Source organism: uncultured Veillonella sp., from assembly GCF_915069625.1.
Classification (GTDB): Bacteria; Bacillota; Negativicutes; order Veillonellales; family Veillonellaceae; genus Veillonella.
The window spans coordinates 1-2,644 of record NZ_CAJZFD010000212.1; the positions used below are offsets into that span (position 1 = coordinate 1).

Annotated in this window: 3 protein-coding genes; 1 reads left to right on the forward strand and 2 read right to left on the reverse strand. The window is 40.5% G+C overall.

The features are described from left to right. The first annotated feature begins 25 nt into the window (after positions 1-25). Entirely contained in the window at positions 26-214 is a 189-nt protein-coding gene (locus QZ548_RS08950) for a type II toxin-antitoxin system RelE/ParE family toxin (RefSeq protein ID WP_295869816.1), read from the forward strand. 23 nt (positions 215-237) lie between these two features. On the opposite strand, the gene aroD is transcribed toward QZ548_RS08950, so the two are convergent. Then, positions 238-1,032 carry a type I 3-dehydroquinate dehydratase gene (aroD, locus tag QZ548_RS08955; RefSeq protein WP_105089809.1) on the reverse strand — a complete coding sequence of 265 codons (795 nt, stop codon included), beginning with the start codon at positions 1,030-1,032 and terminating at the stop codon, positions 238-240. A 317-nt stretch (positions 1,033-1,349) separates the two neighbouring features. Continuing rightward, complete coding sequence (locus tag QZ548_RS08960; protein ID WP_367113084.1) at positions 1,350-2,582, reverse strand: MFS transporter; 1,233 nt, start codon at positions 2,580-2,582, stop codon at positions 1,350-1,352. Positions 2,583-2,644: the final 62 nt, after the last annotated feature.

The following is a 2,644-nucleotide window of genomic DNA, read 5'->3' on the forward strand; positions in this document are numbered from 1 at the left end:
CGTCATCAGAAAAGAATTAGAATCCATCTATAAAAAAATATCTTCACTAACAACCTTTCCGGAACGATACCCTATTATAAATAGTGAGACAAAATACAGAAAATTATCACACAAAAAGTATCTCATTCTATATAAAGTTATAGGTAATTACATCTATATTTTCTATATTCGACCATCTCGTATGAATATATTACAAGAACTACAAGACAAATAAAAAAGTCGGCTTTCGCCGACTTTTTAATGTACTTTTACGCGTTTATGTTGTTGTTCGTCGAATACGCCATCTACGTCGATGGTATCAAGAATGCGTTTTAGTTCATGCACATCGATTTGGCCTGGTGCAGATGCTTTGCCTGCAGAGGCAAAGGTCATAGCATTGCCGAATAGAGCGCCTGCAGCGCGTGTAACAGCACCTAGTGGCCCCATAGCCATTGTAATGATTGGATCTGATGGATATAAGGCTTTCACTTCAGCCGTCGCTTCGAGGAGTGTAAGAACATCGCCCGTTGTATGCGGCATAACGGCCATCTTTGGCACGTCTGCTAAGAATTCTTTCATTTGGATGAGGCGATTTACAATAACCTCATGACTTGGGGTACCATTAAAATCATGGTTACTCATAATGATCGTAATACCATGTACCTTGGCAAACTCAATGGTTTTGAGCATTCTATCTTGATCAAAGAAGAGTTCAATGTCGATAGCATCTACTAAACCTGTAGGAATAATGCGCTCTAACATTGTGAAGTAATCTTGTGAGGAAATAGATTTCTCCCCACCTTCACCCTTTGTGCGCCATGTAAATAACAAGGCACGACCTTTTAATTGAGGCTTGATGAGCATTAACAGTTCAATAATAGCGTCAATGGAGTGGGCCCGCTCGTAATAGTCAATGCGTAGCTCCACTACATGACATGGTGTATTACATGCAACCGCAGTGGCATCTAAAATTTCTTTCATTGTTGTACCCACAATAGGCACACATATCTTTGTACCCTTTTCACCGAGTACAGTATGACCGATACGGACCATAATAACTCCTTTCCGTCCCACAGGGTGAGACAAATGACTTACCTTAAACTAACTATATACCAATATTTTGGTAAAAGCAATCAATCCGGCTATATTGGATTGCTATTCACAAAAACCGTATGAAAGCCAGTTATTATGCACTAAAACCGTATTCTTAGATTAACGATTAACATAATTTTTTGTTATATCCTATTTTCACGGTCTTATTAAAATTGGTCATATTATTCAATCCTGATGAGTATATCTAATCTATCTAAATAATCTGTCCAAACAATAAAAACTCCACACATAATCGTGTGGAGCTTTCTTTTATGATATTATTCGTGCTTGGCAGATAGTTTTCTAGATTGGAATGCCATATATAACAATAACAAGCCTGTAATACTAAATACATAGGATATACCTATATAGGTGGATACAATACTGGCAAATACTGGTCCTACCATAGACCCAAATTGTTGGGCTGTTGTTGTCATACCAAACATGCGACCTCTAAAGCTTGGATCCGTATTGAGTGTTACAGCAGCACTCAAGGATGGGTTGATGCCTACGATACAAGAACCTATTAAGACTTGTAAAATACCAAACCACCAAATGCCCACTGGCAAGCTTTGAAGTAAGAGGACGATACCACTCCCCATCATACAGTAGGATATGGTCTTAAAGTAGCCACGGCGTTCACCAAGGCGAACCCATAGATTTGTCGTCAAGGATCCTGCTAAGCCGCCGATACTAAGGATTGTACCAGAGATCATAGCCGCCCCTTCCATGGTACCTTGCATATCCCCGACATAGAGGGCCAAGATAGGTTGCAACATCATGATAGCACATTGCATAAAGAAGAAAATCCAAAGCAATCGTACTAATACTGGCTGTTGTTGGACAGCTTTAAAGTCTTCACGTAGCGATGTAGATTTAGTAGGTTGAGCCGGCTGTTCCTTTCCATCAGCACCTGTAGCATGTAATTTTGGTTCTTTCACAAAGAACAATACGGCCAATGTCGCAATAAATACAGCGATACCAGATACATAAAACACAGGGCGCATGCCTACCACACTTTCAACGGCACCACCTAAAAATGGACCGATGACATTACCCAAGATAAGCCCCGTTTGAAAGATGCCTAAAGCTCGACCAACCTGTTTCTCATCGACGCTGAGGGATACCATGGTCATCGCCGCTGGATAAAACCCATTGGCAAAACCAACGAGGGCCCGCCCCATGAGTAGTTGATATTGGTCTGTAACTAAACCAATTAATACATAACAGATGGCAATAGCAAAGCCGGCGCGCAAGGCCATCCGCTTTTTCCCTTTATTATCCGCAATTTTGCCCCATATAGGAGCCATAATGCCGGCGATGAGGAAGGTAATGCCGAAAACGAGGCCTGACCAAAGAGCTACATCAGCCTTTGGCACACCTAATTCTAAAAGATAGATAGGCAAAAACGGAATGATCATGGTGTAACATATAGCCAGTACCGTCATGGCAGCTGTAATAATCCATACATTACGCATACCACCACGAGCATCATATGCAGTTGTGCTCATCCTTTGCCTCCTTTCATATATAAAAGTATATATAGTAATATACTTTTATATTCTATATAAAT